This window comes from Achromobacter sp. GW823-FHT04E03, assembly GCF_058796095.1.
In genome coordinates this window covers 1,588,248-1,607,417 of the sequence record NZ_JBXAIJ010000002.1, presented here as the reverse complement: position 1 = coordinate 1,607,417, position 19,170 = coordinate 1,588,248, and the positions used below count along the sequence as shown (strand labels likewise).

20 protein-coding genes are annotated in these 19,170 nt (G+C 65.6%); 8 read left to right on the top strand and 12 right to left on the bottom strand.

Annotation, left to right across the window (positions count from 1 at the left end; all coding sequences use genetic code 11):
• Positions 1-57 precede the first annotated feature (57 nt).
• Positions 58-441, top strand: coding sequence for a hypothetical protein (locus tag AC1RHV_RS18630; protein WP_054451716.1), 384 nt, complete (start codon positions 58-60; stop codon positions 439-441).
• 35 nt (positions 442-476) lie between these two features.
• Positions 477-1,802 carry a ParB/Srx family N-terminal domain-containing protein gene (locus tag AC1RHV_RS18625; protein WP_492301637.1) on the top strand — a complete coding sequence of 442 codons (1,326 nt, stop codon included), beginning with the start codon at positions 477-479 and terminating at the stop codon, positions 1,800-1,802.
• Positions 1,803-1,825: 23 nt separating this feature from the next.
• Here the strand turns inward: AC1RHV_RS18625 and AC1RHV_RS18620 are convergent, their stop codons facing one another.
• Positions 1,826-2,431 carry a glutathione S-transferase family protein gene (locus tag AC1RHV_RS18620; protein ID WP_054451718.1) on the bottom strand — a complete coding sequence of 202 codons (606 nt, stop codon included), beginning with the start codon at positions 2,429-2,431 and terminating at the stop codon, positions 1,826-1,828.
• A 118-nt stretch (positions 2,432-2,549) separates the two neighbouring features.
• On the opposite strand from AC1RHV_RS18620, the gene AC1RHV_RS18615 reads away from it, so the two are divergent.
• The 4 genes from AC1RHV_RS18615 (at position 2,550) to AC1RHV_RS18600 (ending at position 5,602) form a co-directional block, all read left to right on the top strand.
• On the top strand, positions 2,550-3,533 hold the full coding sequence (locus AC1RHV_RS18615) for a helix-turn-helix transcriptional regulator (RefSeq protein WP_492301634.1): 984 nt from the start codon (positions 2,550-2,552) through the stop codon (positions 3,531-3,533).
• A 99-nt stretch (positions 3,534-3,632) separates the two neighbouring features.
• Positions 3,633-4,049, top strand: a complete 417-nt coding sequence (gene gvpU / locus AC1RHV_RS18610) for a gas vesicle accessory protein GvpU (protein ID WP_175160217.1) — start codon at positions 3,633-3,635, stop codon at positions 4,047-4,049.
• A 167-nt stretch (positions 4,050-4,216) separates the two neighbouring features.
• On the top strand, positions 4,217-4,867 hold the full coding sequence (locus tag AC1RHV_RS18605; RefSeq protein WP_054451720.1) for a response regulator: 651 nt from the start codon (positions 4,217-4,219) through the stop codon (positions 4,865-4,867).
• Positions 4,868-4,906: 39 nt separating this feature from the next.
• Complete coding sequence (locus AC1RHV_RS18600; RefSeq protein WP_119449467.1) at positions 4,907-5,602, top strand: pentapeptide repeat-containing protein; 696 nt, start codon at positions 4,907-4,909, stop codon at positions 5,600-5,602.
• Here AC1RHV_RS18600 and AC1RHV_RS18595 read toward each other — a convergent pair.
• The 3 genes from AC1RHV_RS18595 to AC1RHV_RS18585 all read right to left on the bottom strand — a co-directional run bounded on the left by AC1RHV_RS18595 (position 5,570) and on the right by AC1RHV_RS18585 (position 7,728).
• Entirely contained in the window at positions 5,570-6,577 is a 1,008-nt protein-coding gene (locus tag AC1RHV_RS18595; RefSeq protein ID WP_054451724.1) for a bifunctional helix-turn-helix transcriptional regulator/GNAT family N-acetyltransferase, read from the bottom strand. The two genes, AC1RHV_RS18600 and AC1RHV_RS18595, sit on opposite strands and share 33 nt — an antisense overlap.
• Before the next feature lie 87 nt (positions 6,578-6,664).
• Entirely contained in the window at positions 6,665-7,309 is a 645-nt protein-coding gene (locus AC1RHV_RS18590; RefSeq protein WP_054451725.1) for a DNA-3-methyladenine glycosylase I, read from the bottom strand.
• An 8-nt stretch (positions 7,310-7,317) separates the two neighbouring features.
• A complete protein-coding gene (locus AC1RHV_RS18585; protein ID WP_492301630.1) occupies positions 7,318-7,728 on the bottom strand; it encodes a lysozyme inhibitor LprI family protein in 411 nt (136 codons plus the stop codon).
• Positions 7,729-7,827: 99 nt separating this feature from the next.
• On the opposite strand from AC1RHV_RS18585, the gene AC1RHV_RS18580 reads away from it, so the two are divergent.
• On the top strand, positions 7,828-8,646 hold the full coding sequence (locus AC1RHV_RS18580) for a metallophosphoesterase (RefSeq protein ID WP_192492420.1): 819 nt from the start codon (positions 7,828-7,830) through the stop codon (positions 8,644-8,646).
• Here the strand turns inward: AC1RHV_RS18580 and AC1RHV_RS18575 are convergent.
• The 3 genes from AC1RHV_RS18575 to AC1RHV_RS18565 all read right to left on the bottom strand — a co-directional run bounded on the left by AC1RHV_RS18575 (position 8,636) and on the right by AC1RHV_RS18565 (position 12,607).
• On the bottom strand, positions 8,636-10,825 hold the full coding sequence (locus tag AC1RHV_RS18575) for a TonB-dependent siderophore receptor (protein WP_460360805.1): 2,190 nt from the start codon (positions 10,823-10,825) through the stop codon (positions 8,636-8,638). The genes AC1RHV_RS18580 and AC1RHV_RS18575 overlap by 11 nt on opposite strands.
• A 110-nt stretch (positions 10,826-10,935) precedes the next feature.
• Positions 10,936-11,367 carry a YciI family protein gene (locus AC1RHV_RS18570; protein ID WP_054451730.1) on the bottom strand — a complete coding sequence of 144 codons (432 nt, stop codon included), beginning with the start codon at positions 11,365-11,367 and terminating at the stop codon, positions 10,936-10,938.
• Positions 11,368-11,557: 190 nt separating this feature from the next.
• Positions 11,558-12,607 carry an NADP(H)-dependent aldo-keto reductase gene (locus AC1RHV_RS18565; protein WP_492301627.1) on the bottom strand — a complete coding sequence of 350 codons (1,050 nt, stop codon included), beginning with the start codon at positions 12,605-12,607 and terminating at the stop codon, positions 11,558-11,560.
• A 160-nt stretch (positions 12,608-12,767) separates the two neighbouring features.
• On the opposite strand from AC1RHV_RS18565, the gene AC1RHV_RS18560 reads away from it, so the two are divergent.
• Complete coding sequence (locus AC1RHV_RS18560) at positions 12,768-13,544, top strand: bestrophin-like domain (RefSeq protein ID WP_054451734.1); 777 nt, start codon at positions 12,768-12,770, stop codon at positions 13,542-13,544.
• A 35-nt stretch (positions 13,545-13,579) separates the two neighbouring features.
• On the opposite strand, the gene fhuE is transcribed toward AC1RHV_RS18560, so the two are convergent.
• The 5 genes from fhuE to AC1RHV_RS18535 all read right to left on the bottom strand — a co-directional run bounded on the left by fhuE (position 13,580) and on the right by AC1RHV_RS18535 (position 19,163).
• Positions 13,580-15,775 (bottom strand): ferric-rhodotorulic acid/ferric-coprogen receptor FhuE, encoded by a 2,196-nt coding sequence (gene fhuE / locus AC1RHV_RS18555; protein ID WP_492301625.1) that lies wholly within the window; start codon positions 15,773-15,775, stop codon positions 13,580-13,582.
• A 264-nt stretch (positions 15,776-16,039) separates the two neighbouring features.
• On the bottom strand, positions 16,040-17,050 hold the full coding sequence (locus AC1RHV_RS18550) for a Dyp-type peroxidase (protein WP_054451736.1): 1,011 nt from the start codon (positions 17,048-17,050) through the stop codon (positions 16,040-16,042).
• A 90-nt stretch (positions 17,051-17,140) separates the two neighbouring features.
• Entirely contained in the window at positions 17,141-17,929 is a 789-nt protein-coding gene (locus AC1RHV_RS18545; RefSeq protein WP_492301623.1) for an alpha/beta fold hydrolase, read from the bottom strand.
• Between the two features lie 71 nt (positions 17,930-18,000).
• Positions 18,001-18,309: a DUF1634 domain-containing protein gene (locus tag AC1RHV_RS18540; RefSeq protein WP_054451740.1), complete on the bottom strand. Its 309-nt coding sequence runs from the start codon at positions 18,307-18,309 to the stop codon at positions 18,001-18,003.
• Positions 18,306-19,163: a sulfite exporter TauE/SafE family protein gene (locus tag AC1RHV_RS18535; protein ID WP_054451742.1), complete on the bottom strand. Its 858-nt coding sequence runs from the start codon at positions 19,161-19,163 to the stop codon at positions 18,306-18,308. Before AC1RHV_RS18535 ends, AC1RHV_RS18540 begins: the two co-directional genes overlap by 4 nt.
• Between the last annotated feature and the right edge of the window lie 7 nt (positions 19,164-19,170).

Below are 19,170 nucleotides of genomic sequence, written 5' to 3'. Positions count from 1 at the left end.
TTCTTTAATATCGCCCGAGAGCCTGACGTCATCCGCATGTACGTCCAGGAGGCTCTCATGCACAAACCGCTCCCCCATACTTCTGCTTTCCCCGCCGCGGGTACGCTCGCGGTATACGCCGCGCTGGCGCCGGATCACCGGCAACTGGTCAAGGACACCATGACCCAGGATCTCGATGCGCTGGAGCAAGCCGCCGAGAAACCCGACGCCCTTGCCACCGCCCAGATGCTGCACCGCATACAGGGCGCGCTGCTGGCCCTGCAGATGCGCGCGCCAGCCTCGCACTTCGAGGCGCTGGAAGAAGAACTGGCAGAAGGCCTGTCCGCCGCCGCAGCCGCCAGAATCCGCCGTCAGGCCACCGTCGTGCGCGGCCTGATGGACAGGCTGCATGCGTGGCAACCCGTTCCGGTGCAATCTGCAGGAAACACGCGTCCCTCATGATCGGCTATCTTTGAAACCAGATCCTGAAACGGACCATGCCCTCTACCTCTCTTCCCGCGCGTCGCGCTTTTCCCGCCCGCCGGCAACGTTTGTTGCATGCGTTGGCCGCGGCTTTGCTGCCGCTGGCCCTCGCAGCCTGCAACGGCGGCGGCGACGACCATGACGACGAACCCGTCACCGTCGCGCCGCCTCCCGTCGAAGAAACGCCCCCCGCAGAATCCCAGCCGCCGCGCAATACGGCCTATCTGCAGGCCAAGCCGGGCGACGTCATCCAGGTCCGCATCGAGGAACTGCATCCCACCCAGGCCGCCATCGGCTACGACCAGATCTACTACAAGCTCGGCCGCTGGCAAGGGGACTTCGAACGCCCGACCTGGGCGGACAAGCCGGCACTGCAGCTGGACTACCTGAACCGCACGGTCGGCAAGAAGTTCGACGACTACTGCGAAGACATGGGCGGCGCCGAGCGCGCGCAGGAATTCCAGAGCATCGCCGAGGCGCGCGCCGCCCGCCTGGACCAGCCGGCCACCTATGCCTGCAAGAACGCCCCGGGCACCAACGCGGCCAACCTCAAGACGGTGGTGGTCGGCTGGGACGGCAACCTGTATCTGACCGACGGCCACCATACCTTCTCGTCGCTGCGCGAAATCGCCGATGGCGGCCCCAAGCTGCCGGTCTGGGTCAAGGTCGACGCCAACTACAGCACCCTGCCCAATGCGGCGGCGTTCTGGCAGCGCATGGTCGACGAACGCCGCGCCTGGCTGCGCGACGGCCAGAACCAACCCATCACCGTGGACCAGTTGCCCGCCCGCCTGGGGCTGGCCAGCGCCCAGGAAGCCGGCGGCATGCAAGAGGACCGCTACCGCTCGCTGGTGTACTTCACCCGCGACATCGCCTACAGCAATGGCAACCTGCCGGAGTTCGCGGAGTTCCTGTGGGGCGACTGGCTGCGCCGCCAGGCCGCGGGCGGCCAGCTGCCGGGCCTGGACCAGTACAAGATGATGGCGCCCGCCGCGCCGGCGCAGATCCTCGCTGTCAGCACGCTCGACAAGAGCCTGGCGCCTGCCGGCTCCAATGACAGCTATGCCGCCGCGGTGCGCGACGCCTCCCTGAAGATGAGCGCATTGAAGGACGCCGACATCGTCTTCGATGACCGCGACGCTGCCGGCCTGGGACGTATCGCGCTGTCGCCCGACGCCGCCAGCGGCTCGCCCACCAAGAAGGCGCGCGACACCCTGGAAGAACTGCCGCGCAACGACGCCAAGAACGATGGCAGTCCGCGGGGCGCAGGCAAGCTGTGGTTCGCCGTGAACTACCGCAACTGCGGCAAGCCCGCGACGGGCACCTGCTGGGGCTGGTAAGCCGCGGCGCCCGCCCACGCGCGCTAAGCGTCGATCTGCATGGCGGGCCGGGCCTGGACCCGGTCCATCCATGCCCGCACATGCGGATGCGACGCCACTCTGGCGCCCAGATAGGCGCTGTAGCCGACCACCGAACCGACCACCAGGTCGGCCAATGAGTAGGCCGCGCCCAACATCCAGGGCTGCCGCGACAGATGGCCGTCCAGCACGGCCAGCAACGCGTCCACGTCATCCAATACGCGTTCCGCCTCGACGCCGCCGGGCGCGTCAGCGCCCTGCGTGGCGAGATACAGGCGCATCACCGCCGCGCCGTAGCTGACATAGGACCAGGCGCACCACGACATCGCCAGCAGGCGTTCGGGCGTGCCGGCGGCGGGCCACAGGCCGCGCTCCACGCCGTAGCGCTCTCCCAGCCATAGCTGTATCGCCAAGGTTTCGAACAAGGGAGCGCCGTCCACTGTCAGCGTGGGGACCTTCCCGTTGGGATTGAGCGCCAGGAATTCGGGGCGATGCTGTTCCCCCGTCCTGATGTCCACCTTGATGCGTTCATGCGGCACTTGCAGTTCAGCGAGCGCGCTGGCAACCGGGGTTGCGCTGGACATGGGGTGCCAATAGAAGACGATAGACATGGGCAAATCTCCAATTCGATCAAGGGATGTGCGTCGCGGCCCCTGCCGCTGACTACGGGGGCCACTGTAGAATCCATTGAGGACAGATTCCGCCCTCGATACGCGCTATCGTGCCGCCATGCTTACTTCCAGCAACCGCCTCCTGCGCCTGCTGTCGCTGCTGCAGACCCGCCGCCATTGGGCCGGGACCGAACTGGCCGCGACGCTGGCGATCCACCCCCGCACCCTGCGGCGCGACATCGACAAGCTGCGCGAACTGGGCTACCCCGTCCATGCCAGCAGCGGCGTGGCCGGCGGCTACGCCTTTCGCGCGGGAAAGGCGCTGCCACCCCTGTTGTTGGACGACGATGAAGCGCTGGCCGTGGCGCTCACGCTGCGCACGGCGGCCACGGGCACGGTGGGCGGCATCGAGGAAACCGCGCTGCGGGCGCTGGTGAAGCTGGAGCAGGTCATGCCGCAGCGCCTGCGCCACCGGGTCGACGCGCTGCGATCGGCCATCGTGCCGATCCCGCGCGACGGCGCGGCGGTCGACGCCACCCTGCTGGCCACGCTGGCAGCCGCCTGCCGCGACCAGTTGCGGGTCGGCTTCGACTATGCGGACGGCAAGGGCCGGGCAAGCACCCGGCTGGTGGAGCCGCAAGGCTTGGCGCATACCGGATACCGCTGGTACCTGGTGGCCTGGGATCCCGCGCGCGAGGACTGGCGCACCTTCCGTATCGACCGCATCGCGGGCGCCCCGGAAGTCGGCGCGCATTTCGCGCCGCGCCCTCCGCCCGAAGGCGGCGATCTGCGCGCCTATGTCTCGCGGTCGGTCAACATGGCGCCGCATCCGGAGCCCGCGCGCGTGATCCTGCACGCGCCGCGCGCCGTCATGGCCACGCGCATCCCGCCGGGCGCCGGCCAGGTCGAAGCGCTGGACGAAGCACGTTGCGTACTGCAATGCGCCGTGCCCAGCCTGGACGCGCTGGTGTACTGGCTGATGGCGCTGGACGTCGAATTCGAGGTGCTGGCGCCTGCGGCGCTGCAGGACCGCCTGCGTCTGGCCAGCGAACGGCTGGGGCGCAGCCTGGAAAAAATGGCAGTTCCCAAAGCGCGCGGATAGCGGTCGGATTTGGCTGTTTTTCGGCCTATCCCATTCTGTGTATTTCGCCCGCGATTCGAGTATCTTGGCTGCTTTCCAAACATTTCCAGAAATCACGCCATGAGCAACGTTCCCGACGCCGACGCCTTCCTGCAATTCCTCGTCAACCTGGTGAACAACGGCAGCCAGATCGAGAGCATCGGCGTCACCCTGCAGATGGGCGGCATGCTGGTGTCGGGTTCCATCGTGTCCGGGGCAGAGTACTTCGACAGCTTCGCCGCCAGCTTCACGGGATCCCTGGACAAGGTGGACGACGCCACTCGCAAGGCCGTGCATGCCTCGCTGACGGAACTGGGCGACGTCTTCCGCGTGCCCCAACCCGCTGACCCGCTGCCGAACTACATCCATCTCGCCGACGCCCTGTTCTTCACTGCCGACGGCACCCCCATCGCCGGACAGCCCACGCTGTGGCGCGGCCGCACCAGCGCGGTCGACGGCTTCGTGCTGGGCCGCCTGCAGGAAGAAGCGGCCGGCTGAGGCCGCCGATATCCCTATTGCGCATAGGTCCCCGCCCCGGTTCTCGGGCGCGGGGCGCGCCGCTACGCAAAAACCACTACGCTATGGGTTTGCCTCCGCCCCCAACCCTGAGTCCGCCCGCCTTCTCTCCACTTGAAGCAAGGGCTCGCTTGAAGTCACTCCCCCGCATGGAAAGACTCCGCATCGTCCTGGTCGACGACCATCCCCTGGTCTTGATGGGGATGCGCGACCTGCTGGAAAAGGACCTCAACTTCGAGGTCACGGCCACCCTGCCCGGGCCGACCGCGCTGATCCAGCACCTGCAACGCGATATGCCGCACGTGGTCATCACCGACTACTCCATGCCCGGCGACGACACCTATGGCGACGGCATCCGCCTGGTCAAATACCTGACGCGGCATTATCCGGACGTCCAGATCGTGGTGCTGACCATGGTGTCGAATTCCATGATCATCTCGGCGCTCTACGACGCCGGGGTGGCCGCCGTGGTGCTCAAGCGCGACAACCTCACCGAAATCATGACCGCGCTGGAAACGCTGCATGCCGGCCGCAAGTACTATCCGCCCGGCTTCCAGCGCGACGGCGCGGCCGATGAGCGCAGCAAGTTCATCGGCGAACGCATCAACAGCCTGTCGCCCAAGGAATTCGAAGTGCTGCGCCACTTCATCCGCGGCGAATCCATGATGCAGGTGGCCGAGGCCTTGAAGCGCAGCGTCAAGACGGTCAGCGGCCAGAAGATCTCGGCCATGCGCAAGCTCAACGTCCGCACCGACCAGGAACTGATCGCCTTCTGCGTCGAAAGCGAAATCTTCCAGTAGGCTGTCCGTTTTCCGGGAATTCAGGCAGGAACGCGCAGCATGACGCAAAAAGCAATCGAGACGGTGGCGGGCCAGGAAGTGGACCGCAAGCTGATGCAGGGCTTGATCGAACAGTCGGCCGGCCGTCCGCTGTCGTTCCATGACTGCGACTTCCAGGACGCGGATTTTTCGCGCCTGGATCTGCGCGGCGCGCAATTGACCGCGTGCGCGATCGCTGGCGCTTCCTTTCAGGGCGCCACGCTGGCGGACTCCGTCTGGCTGCGCTGCCGCGGCGGCCAGGTGGATTTCGCCTCATGCGACGCCAGCGATGCCGTCTTTGAAAACTGCGACCTCAACAATGCCAACTGGCGCCGCGCCCGGCTGGCCGCCGCCCGTTTCCAGGGCTGCAAGCTCACCGGCAGCGACTTCGACGGCATCGCCTGCCTGGGTTGGTCGCTGGAGGAATGCCTGCTGGTCGGCGCGCTGCTGCGCGGCGTGTCGTTTCGCAAGACCGACGTGCGGCACCTGGACTTCTCCGATGCCGACCTGACCGGCAGCGATTTCCGCGACACCGTGTTCCATGGCGGCAGCCTGCGCAACGCCATCCTGAAGAATGTCCGCTTCGAAGGCGCCGACCTGCGCGAAGCCGACCTGGGCGGCCTGGACCTGAATTCGGCCGCGCGCCTGGCAGGCGCCACCATATCCAAGACTCAGGCGGCAGCCCTACTGGCCGAATTGCGCATCAGCGTGATCTGAAGCGCGCCGGCTGCGGCGGACAAAGCGCTGCTCGACCACCACGCTGCCCCACTGCCGGCCTTCGGACTCCTCGGCCAGCGTGAAGCCGGCAGCCTCGTAGAGATGCCTGGCTGCATCCAGCCCCTTGAAGGTCCACAAGTACGTCTCGTCGTAGTGGGCGTCGACAAACGCCATGGCCCGCTCCAGCAGGACGCGGCCCACGCCCATGCCGCGCAGCGACTCGTCGACGATGAACCAGCGCAGGTGCGCTTCACGGGCGGCAAGATCGCCATCGATGACGATGGAAGCCAGCGTCCTGCCGTTGTCCACGTACAGCCAGATGTTCTTGCCGGTGGCGGGCAGGCCTTCTGCGAACTCGGCCAGCTCGCTCGCGACCTTGCGTTCGAAGTACACGCCGAATCCCGAGGCCTGCGCGTAATAGCGCGCATGCAGGCTGGCCACGTCGCCGATGCAGCCGGGCAGGTAGCCCGCGTGGATCTGCTCTGCGATGCCGCCCGTGACGGCGGGCGCGGTGTTGGGGTTCTCGTGCGACAGGGCGTCGGCGTAAAGGGAAAGAAAGCGGATCAGCGACTGCTGGTCCTCTGGCGCCAGTTGGCGCAATGCCCGCGAAACCTGGTCGGTGGCGAACTGGTCTATCTGCGTACGCAGCCGGGTGCCGGCTTCGCTCAGGTACAGCCGCGACGAGCGCGCATCGTCACTGTCGGCCTCGCGCGTCAGCAGCCCGGCTGACTCCAGCTTGGCGACCTGACGGCTGGTATTGGACTTGTCCAACCTGAGGATGGCCGCCAGATCGCGCGCCTGGATGCCCGGCTGCAGGCCGATCTCGATGATGGCGTGGACGGCGGACGGGGCCAGCTCGCTGCCGGCCAGCGAGCTGCGCATGAAGCCTAGCTCGCGCACCAGTTTGCGTGAGAACTCCCGCAAATCCCGGATCGTCTGATCGCGGGACTGGATGGGGGTATCGATCAGATCCATGGCGCGCCCTTAAAGTTGCGATTCGCAACCAATATACTTGCGGATCGCAACCAATTCAACATTTTTCGCGCCAGCCGCTGCCGCGGCCTATTTCGGCCGCTTGAACCCCGCGCGCGCGGCCTCGACCGTCTGGCGGCAGACGCAGCCGCTCATGTGATCGTTGACCATGCCCACGGCCTGCATGAAGGCGTACATGGTTGTCGGGCCCACGAAGGTCCAGCCGCGCTTCTTCAGGTCACGCGACAGCGCCGCCGACGCCGGCGAGGTCGGATTGCCATTCCAGTAGTCCAGGTCCACGGTCGCGGGACGGTCCTGGGCCGGCGGCTCATGGCTCCAGAGCCAGGCCGACAATGAACCCGTCTCGTCGGCCAGGGCGCGTGCACGCCTGGCATTGTTGATGGCGGACACGATCTTGCTACGGTTGCGCACGATGCCCGCGTCGCCCATCAGGCGCTCGACGTCGCGCTCCGTGTAGCGCGCCACCCGCTCGAAGTCGAAGTCATCGAAGGCCGCGCGGAACGCCTCGCGCTTGCGCAGGATCGTGATCCAGGCCATGCCGGCCTGAAAACCCTCCAGGCAGATCTTCTCGTACAGGCGGCGGTCATCCGCCACCGGCCTGCCCCACTCATGGTCGTGATAGTCGGGCATGGACGGCTGCCAGAAGCAGCGCGCCACGCCCTGCTCGTCCGTGATCAGGCCCGGATCGTTCTTGTTCATCTCATCGGTCTTCATGCGGCGACTTACTGCTTGCCCGGCACCGGGCAGCTCAGGTCGCCTTCCTCGCACTTCAGGTAGCCCTGCAGTTCCTTGGTGCGCGCCTGCGTCAGTTTGTCCAGGCACAGGCTCAGCGTCATGGGATAGGCGCTGCCGCCGGACGTGCTGCTGGACGCGAAGGCGCACTCCGCATCGCGAAAGAACAGCCAGGCCTTCTGGGCGGCATGCAGCTGGGTCGTCGCGTCCCGGTCGTTCTTCAGGCGCGCGGTCACTTCCTTGTAGGCGGCGTTCAAGGCGGCGTCGGACTTGCGGTACGCCTGGTCGGCGCACAGGCTCATGTCCGTCTGCGTGGCCGCGTTGCCGCAATCCAGCGGCTGCGCCTGCGCGCTTGCGGCCAGCGCAAGCGCGGCAGCGGCGGTCATGATGGCGATACGCATGGAATTCCTCCTGTGTGGCTGGTGAACCAGGAAAGTGTCGCACGGAACAATGGCCTCCCGCAGCGGCGGCTGCGCCCCCAGTGGCCTAAGATGGCGGCTATGAAGATCCAATTGCTCTCCGACCTGCATCTTGAAACCGACCCGGATTTCCTGGCCCGGCCCGCGCCCGGCGCCGATCTGCTCGTGCTGGCCGGGGACATAGGCTCATACCGCCGCGGTTCGCTCATGACCGGCGACGACTTCGGCCTGGGCAACTATGCGCCGAACAAGGGCTGGCCCACGCCCGTGGTGTATGTCCCCGGCAACCACGAATACGACAACGTCGATTTCGACGAGACCCACGCACGGCTGCGCCAGCTTTGCGGCGAACTCGGCATCCACTGGCTGGAACGCGAGACGCTGGTCATCGATGGCGTGCGCTTTGTCGGCACCACGCTGTGGACGGATTTCGACGCGCTGGCCGCGCCCGGCGACACCGTCGGCGCGGCCCTGAAAAAGCGCGAAAAAGCGTTTCGCGCGGCGGACTTCTATCTGGAAAAGGCCGAAATGCGCCGCAACGGCGCGCCCTTCATGGCCGAGCAGATGCGCGAGCAGGGGCTGCTATGCCAGCAATGGCTGCAAGACGCCCTGCGCGCGCCCCACGACGGGCCGACCGTGGCCATCACCCACTTCGCCCCCACCTTGGCGAGCGCGGATCCGCGTTACGGCGTCACCCCCGGCACAGCAGGGTTCTGCAATGCGCTGGACGCCCTGCTGCCCCTGGCCGACGTCTGGATGCACGGCCATCTGCACTGTCCGCAGGACTATGTGAAGAATGGCTGCCGCATCGTGGCCAATCCGCTGGGCTACGCCAAGAAGGGCGAACAGCAGGACTTTGCGCCTGACCGCCTGTGGGACGTGACGGCGTCTAGAACTTGAGGCTGGCGCTCAAGGCGTAGGTGCGCGGGTCGCCCGCCTTCACGTAGTCCGGCGACTGGTATAGCCAGTAACGCTTGTCGGCCAGATTGTTGATGCCCGCGCGGAACGTGGTTTCGTAGCCGTAGATGCGCGTGTCGTAGGTGGCGCCGATATTGACGATGGCGTAGTCGGACACCTGGACCGCATTCGAAGCGCCCAGCATGGTGCTGCCGGTGTACTTCACGTCGGCCCTGAGCTTCAGGCCCGGCAGTTGCGGAACCGAATACGCGACCTGGGCCGCGGCGACGAACTTGGGCGCGCCCGCCACCCGGTTCCCGGTGAAGCTGGAACCCTTCTTGTATTCCGAATCCAGGAACATCAGGCTGCCGCCCACGTTCCAGTTCGTCGCAATGCGCGTGGAGGCTCCCAGCTCCAGCCCTTGGTAGATCGACTTGCCGTCCTGCACCAGCTCATTGGCGGCGTTGGTGTATTCCGCCTTCTTCTCGATGCGGAACAGCGCCGCCGTGGCAGCCCAGCCGTCCTGGTTGGTCTTGATGCCCAGTTCGTACTGCTTGCTCTTGAGCGGGTCCAGCAGCGCGCCGAAGTTGGCGTAGGTATTGCCCACCGACGACCCCGGCTCCAGCGACTCGATGTAGCTGGCATAGGCCATGGTCTGCGGCGTGATGTTGTACATCAGCGCCACCGTCGGCGTCAGCACGCCGTTCTTGTCGTAGCGCGAATTGCGCACGCCCGCCGCGTCGAAACCGACCTGTTCGTAGTCGGTATAGCGCAGGCCGCCCAGCACGGACCAGCCGCCGGTCAGGTCGATGGTGTCGCTTGCGAACAGCGCCTTCTGCGTGATCTCCGCGGCGCGGTACAGGTCCAGGCTGCCCTCGCTGTAATAGGTGTTGGTGTTCTGCGTGCGCAGATTGCCCGTGCCTTGCAGCTGGTACACGCCGTTGGCGCTGTAGTCGTTCTTCTGCTTTTGCCAGGACGCGCCCGCCACCACCTGGTGTTTCAGCGGGCCGGTGCTGAACCTGCCTTCGAGCATGCCCTGCCATTGGTTGTAGGCATAGGCCTCACCGTAATCCGAGCGATAGTCCTGGTAGTCGCCCGCCTGGTTCTGCAGGAACAGCACCGATTCATTGCGACGGGTGCGAGTGGAGCTGTAGCTGTAGTCGGCGCGCACTGACCAATCGGACGACAGCTGGTACTTCAGCCCGGTCGAATAGAAGCGGAATTTATTGTCGGCATACGGGCCCTGGCCCACCAGCCTGCCGTTGTCGTTGCGCACCGGCGACGGCAGCTCCGAGCCCGCCATCTGGCCAGCGTAGATGGTCGGCTCCTGCCCGATCGCCTTGCGGTTCTGGTAGATGGACTGGAAGTCCCAGGTCAGCTTGTCGGTCAGGCGCGCGTCCAGCGCCAGCGACACCGAATCCCGATACAGCGAGCCGCCGTTATAGGTATTGCCCTCTTCATGCGTGGCGTTCAGGCGATAGCCGAAGCGGCCGTCGCCGCCCACGCGCCCGCCCAGATCGACGTGTTCACGCAGGAGGCCCTTGGACACATAGCCCAGCTCGATGCTGCGCACCGGCTCGTCGGTCGGCTTCTTGGTGACATAGTTGATCAGTCCGCCCGGCGAACCGAAGCCGTACATGAAACCGGATGCGCCCTTGAGCAGGTCGATCTGTTCGAAGTGCTCGTAAGGCAAGGTGGTGACGTAGCTAAGGAAGGGCTTGCCGTCGATGCGGTAGGAATTCTGCCAATCCAGCGGCAGGCCGCGCACGCTCAGATAACTGGCCCAGGCGCCGTAGGAGGCGCTGTTGTCGGTGACGGATGCGTCCAGGGCGAACACGTCGCCCAGCTTGCGGACCTGCCGCTCCTCGATATCCGCGGCGGTGACCACGGCCGTGGAAAACGGCGTCTCCAGCTGGCTGCGGTTGCCCAGCGCCCCGCTGTTCACCGGCGCGGACAGATGCTCCAGCGTGTCGTCCAGCGAGGTCGCGTTGACGGTCACTGCCGGCAACTGGGCCACGCCTTGCGCATCCCCCCCGACCGTCGGCGGCGGCGTGCCGGCGGCCTGGGCCTGGACGCCCCCGGAATGAACGATGCCCAGGGTCAGGGCTAGGGCATAGGGTGCAACGGCATGCCGCGCGTGCTTGCGCGCGCGGCACTTCCTGGCGGAAGCGGGACGGACCACGTTGAATTCTCCAGAGCGGGAGGGGAAGAAATGTCGACTTCTTATAAATAAGACTGATTCGCAATTATATTAATAACTGCGAACTTCCCCATGCCGCTCTGGCCCTGCGGTCACTGCTTGGACGCTTTCTCCAACTGATCGCGCAGCCGCTCCTCCTGGGCGCGCAGCTCCGCCGTGAACTCCTCGCCGAAGTCGTCGGCCTCGTACAGCGGGCGGATCTCGATGTCTGACGGGCCGGGCATCGGATTCGGACAGCGCTTGACCCATTCGATCGCCTCCTGCAGCGAGGCGCACTCCCAGAGCCAGTAGCCGGCGATCAGCTCCTTGGTTTCCGCAAAGGGGCCGTCTATCACCTGCCGGCTGCTGCCGGAAAAGTGCACCCGTGCGCCCTTGGAGCTGGGTTTCAGGCCGTCGCCCGCCAGCATCACGCCCGCCTTGACCAGTTCCTCGTTGAACCGCCCCATGTCGGCCAGCAGTTGCTGGGTGGGCATCACCCCTGCTTCGCTATCGGCGGTGGCCCTGACTTGAACCATGAATCGCATCTCGGTCTCCTTGTGTGGATGGTGGAACTTGCATGCTCCATCCACACGACGAACCGCGCCAGTCGAAATCGACAGCCGCCAGGAAAAAAAGTGTATCCGTGGCCGGGTCGGCGTCCTCCATGAAAAAACCCATGACGCCCGGAAAGCGTCATGGGTTCTTGCCGCCATGGCTGACGGGGCGATCAGCGCATCACGGCGCCGGATTCGGCTGGCGGGCGTGGATCTTGTCGATCGCCTCCAGCACCTCGGCCGACAGGGTCACGTCCACGCTGTCGATGTTCTCCTTCAGCTGTTCCAGCGTGGTCGCGCCGATCAGGTTGCTGGTGACGAAGGGGCGCTGGTTGACCCAGGCCAGGGCCAGGTGGGTGGGCGAAATGCCGTGCGTGCGCGCCAGTTCGACGTAGGCGCGGGTGGCGGCCTCGGCCTGCTCATTGCTGTAGCGGGTGAAGCGCGTGTAGAGCGTCAGGCGGGCGCCGGCCGGGCGCGCGCCGTCCAGGTACTTGCCGCAAAGCATGCCCATCGCCAGCGGCGAATAGGCCAACAGGCCCACGCCTTCGTGGTGCGAGTACTCAGACAGGCCGATCTCGTAGACGCGGTTCAGCAGGCTGTAGGCGTTCTGGATGGTTGCGATGCGCGGCAAGCCCTTGTTCTCGGCATGCCGCAGGAACTGGCCGACACCCCAGGGCGTTTCATTGGACACGCCGATGTGGCGCACCTTGCCGGCGCGCACGAAGCCCTGCAGCACCTCCAGCGTTTCCTCGATCGGCACGGTGTACTCGTCCTGGACCCAGGGATAGGACAGCTTGCCGAAGGTGGCCGTCGTGCGGTCGGGCCAATGCAGCTGATACAGGTCCAGGTAGTCCGTTTGCAGGCGCTTCAGGCTGGCATCCAGGGCCGCAGTCAGATTCTTGCGGTCCAGGTGGGTCTTGCCATCGCGGATGTGGCCCGGACGCTTCGCGTCGCGCACGGGACCCGCCGCCTTGCTGGCCAGCACGATATCCTGGCGGTGCTTGCTGCGCGCCAGCCAGGTGCCGATATAGGTCTCGGTGAGGCCCTGGGTTTCGGGCTTGGGCGGCACCGGATACATTTCGGCGACGTCAACCAGATTGATGCCACGTTCCAGGGCGTAGTCCAGCTGCTGGTGCGCCTCGGCTTCGGTGTTCTGCTCGCCCCAGGTCATGGTGCCCAGTCCGATCAGGCTGACATCCAGGTCGGTACGGCCGAGTTTGCGGTATTTCAATTTCTGCTCCGTGCGGTGTCGCTTACTAGGGAAGCGACACCTTACTCCAAGAAGCTTTTCAAATACCTGGCAACGATCCGCGGCTGCGGGTTATTCGCCCCTTGCCCGCCGCGCCGCACTCGGCATACGCTCTATCCCCAAATAACCACCGGAAATCAACGTGCTGCGCGAAATTGATGAAACCTACGTGTTTTTCATCTGCGTAATCGCTTGCCTGGCCATCATCGAGCTGGGCTTCCGGTTGGGGCGCAGGCACCGCCGCGCTTCCGACGACGCCGCCAAGACCCATATCGGCGCGCTCCAGACCGCCTTGCTGGGCCTGCTGGCGCTGCTGCTGGGCTTTACCTTCGCGATGTCGGTGACGCGTTTCGAAACGCGCAAGAACCTGGTGCTGGAAGAGGCCAACGCCATCGGCAACGCCTATTGGCGCTCGCAGCTGCTGCCTCCCGCGGCCCGCGATCCCATCGCGAAGCTCTTGCTGGAATACACGACGACGGCGCTGGAGTTCAGCGACGCCGACAACGACAAGGAGCGCCTGGCCGCGGCCAGCGTGACGTCGCGGCGCATCGAGCGCCAGATCCGGAGCACGGCTGCGAGCGTCCTGGAGAACCCGCCGTCGATATCCACGGTCATGTTCATCCAGGCCATCAACGAAATGGCCCAGGTCAATGAAAAGCGCCGCGTCGCGCTGGAAAACCACGTACCCGAGCCCGTCTTCTATCTGCTCTTCATCGTCACCGGCGGCGCAATGGGCTTCATCGCCTACGGCACCGGGCTGCACAAGCGCAGGCGGCTGATCTCGACCGGCCTGTTCGCCACGCTTATTTCCCTGGTGCTGACCTTCATCCTGGACATCGACCAGCCAGCCAGCGGCGTCATCATGGTCAGCCAGGAGAGCATGGTGCGGATGAAGGCGACGCTGGAGCAGGAGCGCTAGGCGCGCGGCGCCTGCGCCCCCCGTCCTGGCACGCGTCAGTACTGGTAGCGCATCGTCAGCATGGCGCTGCGTCCCGCCCCCCACGCGCCCTGGCTGTAGAACCCGATCTGGCTGTAGTACTTGCGATCGAACAGGTTGTTCACATTGAGCTGGGCGCTCAGGTTGCGATTGAAGCGGTAGCGAGCCATCAGATTGGTGATCGCATAGCTGCCCTGACCGACTCGCTCTTCTCCGTTCGGGCCGCTTGCCATCGTGTACACATGGCTTTGCCAGTTGACGCCGCCGCCCACCGTCAGACGGTTCCAATCGCCAGGCAGCGTATAAGTCGTGAACACGCGCACCAGGCTGCGCGGCTGGTCGGTCTGTATGGCATTGCCATCGCCGTCGCGCGCAGTCCAGTGCGACCAGCCCGCGGCAAGGTTCCATCCCGGCATCACTTCACCCGAAACCTCCAGGTCAAAACCGCGGCTGCGCGTGCCCTGCGCAGCGGTGTAGGCCTGGTTGATGGTGCCCGGCACCATGTAGCCCGGATCGACCTGGGCCACATTGTCCTGCTCGATCTGGAACACCGCGGCGCTGGCGTTCAGCTTGCCGTCCAGGAACTCGCCCTTGATCCCCGCTTCGTAAGACTTGCCCTCGAGCGGATCGAGCCAGTTGCCGCTGCGGTCCTGATAGCTCTGCGGATTGAAGATGCCGGTGTAGCTGACGTAGGCCGTGTAGGTCTCGTTGATGTCGTAGAGCAGGCCGGCATAGGGCGTGAATTCGTTCTTCTTGAAAGACTGGCGGCTGCCGCCGCCAAAGCCGACCGAATCCGTTTCCCACGTGCTGTAGCGGCCGCCCACGATGAGCTTGAGCGGATCGGCAAGATTGAAGCGCAAGGCGCCGTACCAGCCCGTTTGCTTGGTGGTGTACCGATTGGCGGTGACCGAATCGCTGCTCCATTCCGGCTCCGTATACGAGCCGTCCCAGTCGAGGAAATTGCCCACGGCCGCGCTCGACAGGGCCGAGCGGTAGTCGAAGTCGCCGTGCTGGCGGTTGAAGCTGGCGCCCACGACAGCCTCGTGGCGGCGGCCGAACAGTGTGAACGGACCGGATGCCTTGACGTCCAGGCTGTTCTGCTTGCGGTCTCCCACGTACCACGCCGGCGATGCGTTCACACCCAGGCCGGTGTCGCGGTCGGGCCAGCCATAGAGATAGAGAAGCTTGGCATCCATCTCGTTCTTTGAATGCGAGCCCACCGCGTTGACAGTCCAGCCATTGTCGAAGCGGTGTTCCAGGCTGGCGAAAGCGCCCTGGGTCGTGCTACCCCACGAACTCCAGTCCGCCCCGGTGTTCAGCGAACGGCTCCAGTCCGTGCGGCCGCCGTCGGCGTACCAGAGCGGGAAGCCGCCCCAGCTGCTGCGTTTCGGGTCGTTGTCCTGGTAATTGAAACCCACGCTCAGCGTCGTGCGGGAGGTGATGTCCGCGTCCACCACGCCATAGAACACCTTCTTGCGGTTCTGGTAGCCATCCAGGTAGGAGTGATTGTCCTGATAGGCCGAGACGATGCGTCCGCGCACACTGCCGGCGGAGTTGAGCGGCGTGGAAAGATCCACCGTGCCGCGATAGGTGTCCCAGTTGCCAGCGCTGACGCTCATGTCCGCCTTGAACTCACGGCTGGTGGCGTGCTTGCGTACCAGGTTGATCGACGCGGACGGATTCCCCGCGCCGGTCAGCAGGCCGGTGGCGCCCCGCACCACCTCGACCCGGTCATAGATGATGGGATCGAGCGATGACTCGCCCGCGGCATAGCCGGTGTCGAAGCTCGTCGGAATTCCGTCATACATGTAGTTGCTGACGCTGAAGCCCCGGGAATTGAACGAATACCGCTCGCTGTCATAGTTCTGCACCGAAATACCCGGCGTGCTCGCCATCACGTCAACCAGCGAAAGCATGTTCTCGTCGTCCATGCGTTGCCGCGTGACCACCGTGACCGACTGCGGCGTTTCACGCAATGTCAGCGGCAGCCCCGTACTGGCGGCGGTGGCGCGCGGCGTATACGAACCGGTGCCCTCGGTGGTGGTGCTGTCGGCGTTGCCGATCACCTGTACGGACTGCAAGGTGGCCACGCCCTCGTCCTGAGCCGTGGCAGTGCCGCAGGCCAGTGCCATCAGCACCAGGCAAGGCGTGCGCCGCAGGACGAGGCGTGGACGAACGGAACGAGTGCGGCCGGCGGGCCCGGGGTGTTGCATGTTGGCTTCCTTTCCCATGTTGAAACTTCTAATGGGAAGAAAGTGTAATGCAAACAATTCTCAGGTGCGTTATTGAATAACCAAGCATCACCTGCTGGACGTCCGTATCGTTTTGGGGACGCAACCTGGTTGCAGGCAGACCGCCCGGCCGGCCGGGTAGCTTGTCGAATGGCGCGTCAAAATGAAAACTGGCGCGGCCATCGTCGCGGCCGCGCCAGAAATTCCGGCTACCCGGTAGCGGCCAAGGCCGCTCGTGGCTGTGCCTCAGCCCGCCTTGCCCGCCGACGCCAACGCCTGCGCCGCAGGCTCGCCCGCGTCCGCACAGGCCGCCGGGCTGCGCTCGGCAAGCGCTTCCAGCAACTCGGACGACGGCACGAAGAACAGGCCGCCCGTGACCGCGTGGCTGAAGTCGAGCAGGCGGTCGTAATTGCCGGGCGGACGTCCGACGAACATGTTCTCCAGCATCAGCTCGATGGGACGCGGCGAACGCGCGTAGCCGATGAAGTACGTGCCGAATTCCCCGGATCCCGGCCGGCCGAACGGCATGTTGTCGCGCAGGATCTTCAGTTCCTGGCCGTTTTCCTCGATGGTCGTCAGGGCGCTGTGCGAGGACGAGGGCTTGATGTCGTCGTCGAGTTCCACGTTGGACCACTTGTGGCGGCCGATGACCCCTTCCTGGCCTTCGACCGTCAGCGCATTCCAGGCCTTCATGTCGTGCAGGTACTTCTGCACCAGCACGTAGCTGCCGCCGGCGAACTCGGCGTCCTCGTCGCCGATGACGGTGAAGTCGAATGCTTCCTGCCCTTCCGGATTCTCGGTCCCGTCGACGAAGCCGATGATGGCGCGGCGGTCGAAGTAGCGAAAGCCATGGACCTCATCCACGACCGTCACGGCATCGCCCAATCCGCCCAGCAACAAGGTGGCCAGTTCGAAGCAGAAATCCATCGAGTCCGCGCGGATGTGCAGCAGCAGGTCGCCCGGCGTCGCCATGGCCAGGCGCTCGCCGGAACCGAACTCGCGGAAAGGGTGCAGCGCGGCGGGACGCGGCGCGCCGAAAAGCGTGTCCCAGGCCGTGGAGCCGAAGGCGGTGACACAGGAAAGATTCTGCTCGGGCGCGCGCGTGCCCACCGTGCGGACAACGGCGGCGACATCGGCGCACCAGCCACGCACGGTTTCGGCGGCGGCGGCGCCTTCGTTGAGGGTGGCCACGATGAAAATCGCGTGGCGGGTCGTCGTATTGTGGACGGCTTGGGATAGGGGCTGACGGTCAGACATCGGATCGGGGACCTCAAGAAAGCGAGCGCGGCGGCGCGAAAGGGCTAGTCCGATTCTAAGCGCGGACTGTGTACGTGCGCACCCGATTGGTTACGGCACCGCCCTCAACCACTCGCTCACCACATCCAGCACGATGCGGCTTTGTTCGCGGTGCGGCACATGCCCGCAGTTCTCCAGCAGCACAGGGCGGCCGCCGGCCAGCGCCGCGATCTTTTCCTGGTGTTTGGGGGAACCGTATTCGTCGATTTCGCCATGCAGGGCAAGCACGGGGCAACGCACCTGGCGCAATTGCTCGTCCAGGTTCCAGGCGGCAAACTCGGGCGACAGCCAGGTGTTGATCCACGCGCCCAGCACCCATTCGGCTTTCTCGCCGTGATACTTCTTCAGCCGGTCCAGCTGGCCGGGTTCTGCGAAATTCTGCTTGGCGGCCCGTATGCCTTCCAGTGTGCGGTCTTCGGCAAACATCTGTGCGGACTCGGTGATCAGCGTCCGGCAATCGTCGGCATACACGCCGGCGCAGCAGACAGCCATGCCACCGCCCACGCTATGGCCGAACCCCACGTAGGGGCCGATGCCCAGCGCTGCGCGCAGGCTGCGGAATCCGCCCTGCGCTTCTTCTTCCACAAAGCCGGGTTCGAACACGGCGGTATTGGGATCGGAGCGGCCAAAGCCCAGGCGGTCATAGGCGATGACGCTGCGCCCGGTGGCCTGCGCCAGTTGTTCAGGGAAATCGCGCCACAGCTCCACGCAACCCAGCGAATCATGGAACAGCACGATGGGCGCTGCGGCAGCGGTCTCACCGGCGGGATCCCAGCGCCGCGCGAAAAGGCGGCCCTGGCTGGTGTTCACGTAGACATCCTGGCTGGTAACGGCAAGCATGAAAAGTCCTGGGGAGAGTATGCGACGATGCGCCATCGCACCGCGCTCCGATTATAGGAAAGCCGGCGGCCTCACCGCAGTCCGGACACCACGCCTGCGGCGATGATGAGCAGGACCAGCGCGGAAATCGCCGTGTAGGCGTAGTCGCGCTCGCGCAGGAAAATGGCCAGCATCAGCGCCACCCGCGCCACTGGCAGCAGGATGAACAGGGCCACCCCGACCTTGACGAGTCCAAGGTCCCGCAGGCCGCCATGCGCGGGCAACAGGAAATCCACAGCCATGCCGGCGGCGATGAGGGCCGAGGCGAGCCAGGTTCCGTACCACAGCAAGCCGGCGATGGCGCGGTCGCGCCGCGCCTGTTTGTCCACCGTCTGCGTCATGCCGGGCCTCCCGGGATATGCACGCCCAACGCGCTCAGCAGCATCTGCACAGCCAGCAGGGACAGCACGATCACGAAGAACAGCCGCAGCTTGTCCGCCGGCAGGCCCATCAGCAGGCGGGCGCCGAGCAAAGCGCCCGCGACCGAACCCAGCGCGACCGGTCCGGCGATGCCTATGTCGATGTCGCCGCGCACGAAATAGGCGCCCGCGCTGGCGGCGGCGGTCACGCCGATCATGAAATTGGACGTCGCCGACGAGACCTTGATGGGCAGCTTCAGCGCGGCATCCATGGCCGGAATCTTGAGCACCCCCGAGCCTATTCCGAGCAAGGCCGAAATCAGCCCCGCGCCATACATCAGCGACAACCCCAGCGGCACGCGGTCCACCTGATAGTGCACCTCCCGGCCCAGCGCGCGGTCGGGGAAGCTTGCGTGCAGGCGCAACGCGGTGGCCCAGCTGGCGGCGCCGGGCGCAATCGCCACGGCCTCGCGCCGGCGCGCCAGCATCTGCTGCGCGGACAGCGCCAGGATCACTGCGAACAGGCCGTAGAGAAATCCGGTCGAGACGATGCCGATGAGGAACACGCCGGTCAGCGCCCCCAACGTGGTGGCCGTCTCCAGGACGATGGCAAGCCTGACGTTGGTCAGCCGCCCTTTCAGGAAAGGCGCGGCGCTGCCGCAGGAACAGGCGATCACCGAGATGATGCTGGCCCCGATGGCGACATGGATGTCCACGCCGAACAGCAGCGTCAGGATGGGCACGATGAAGATGCCGCTGGCCATCCCCAGCACCCCGCCCAGCGCGCTGGCGCCGAAGGCGGCGGCGAACAGCCAGAAGATCGTCGAGGTCTCCATGGCCGCC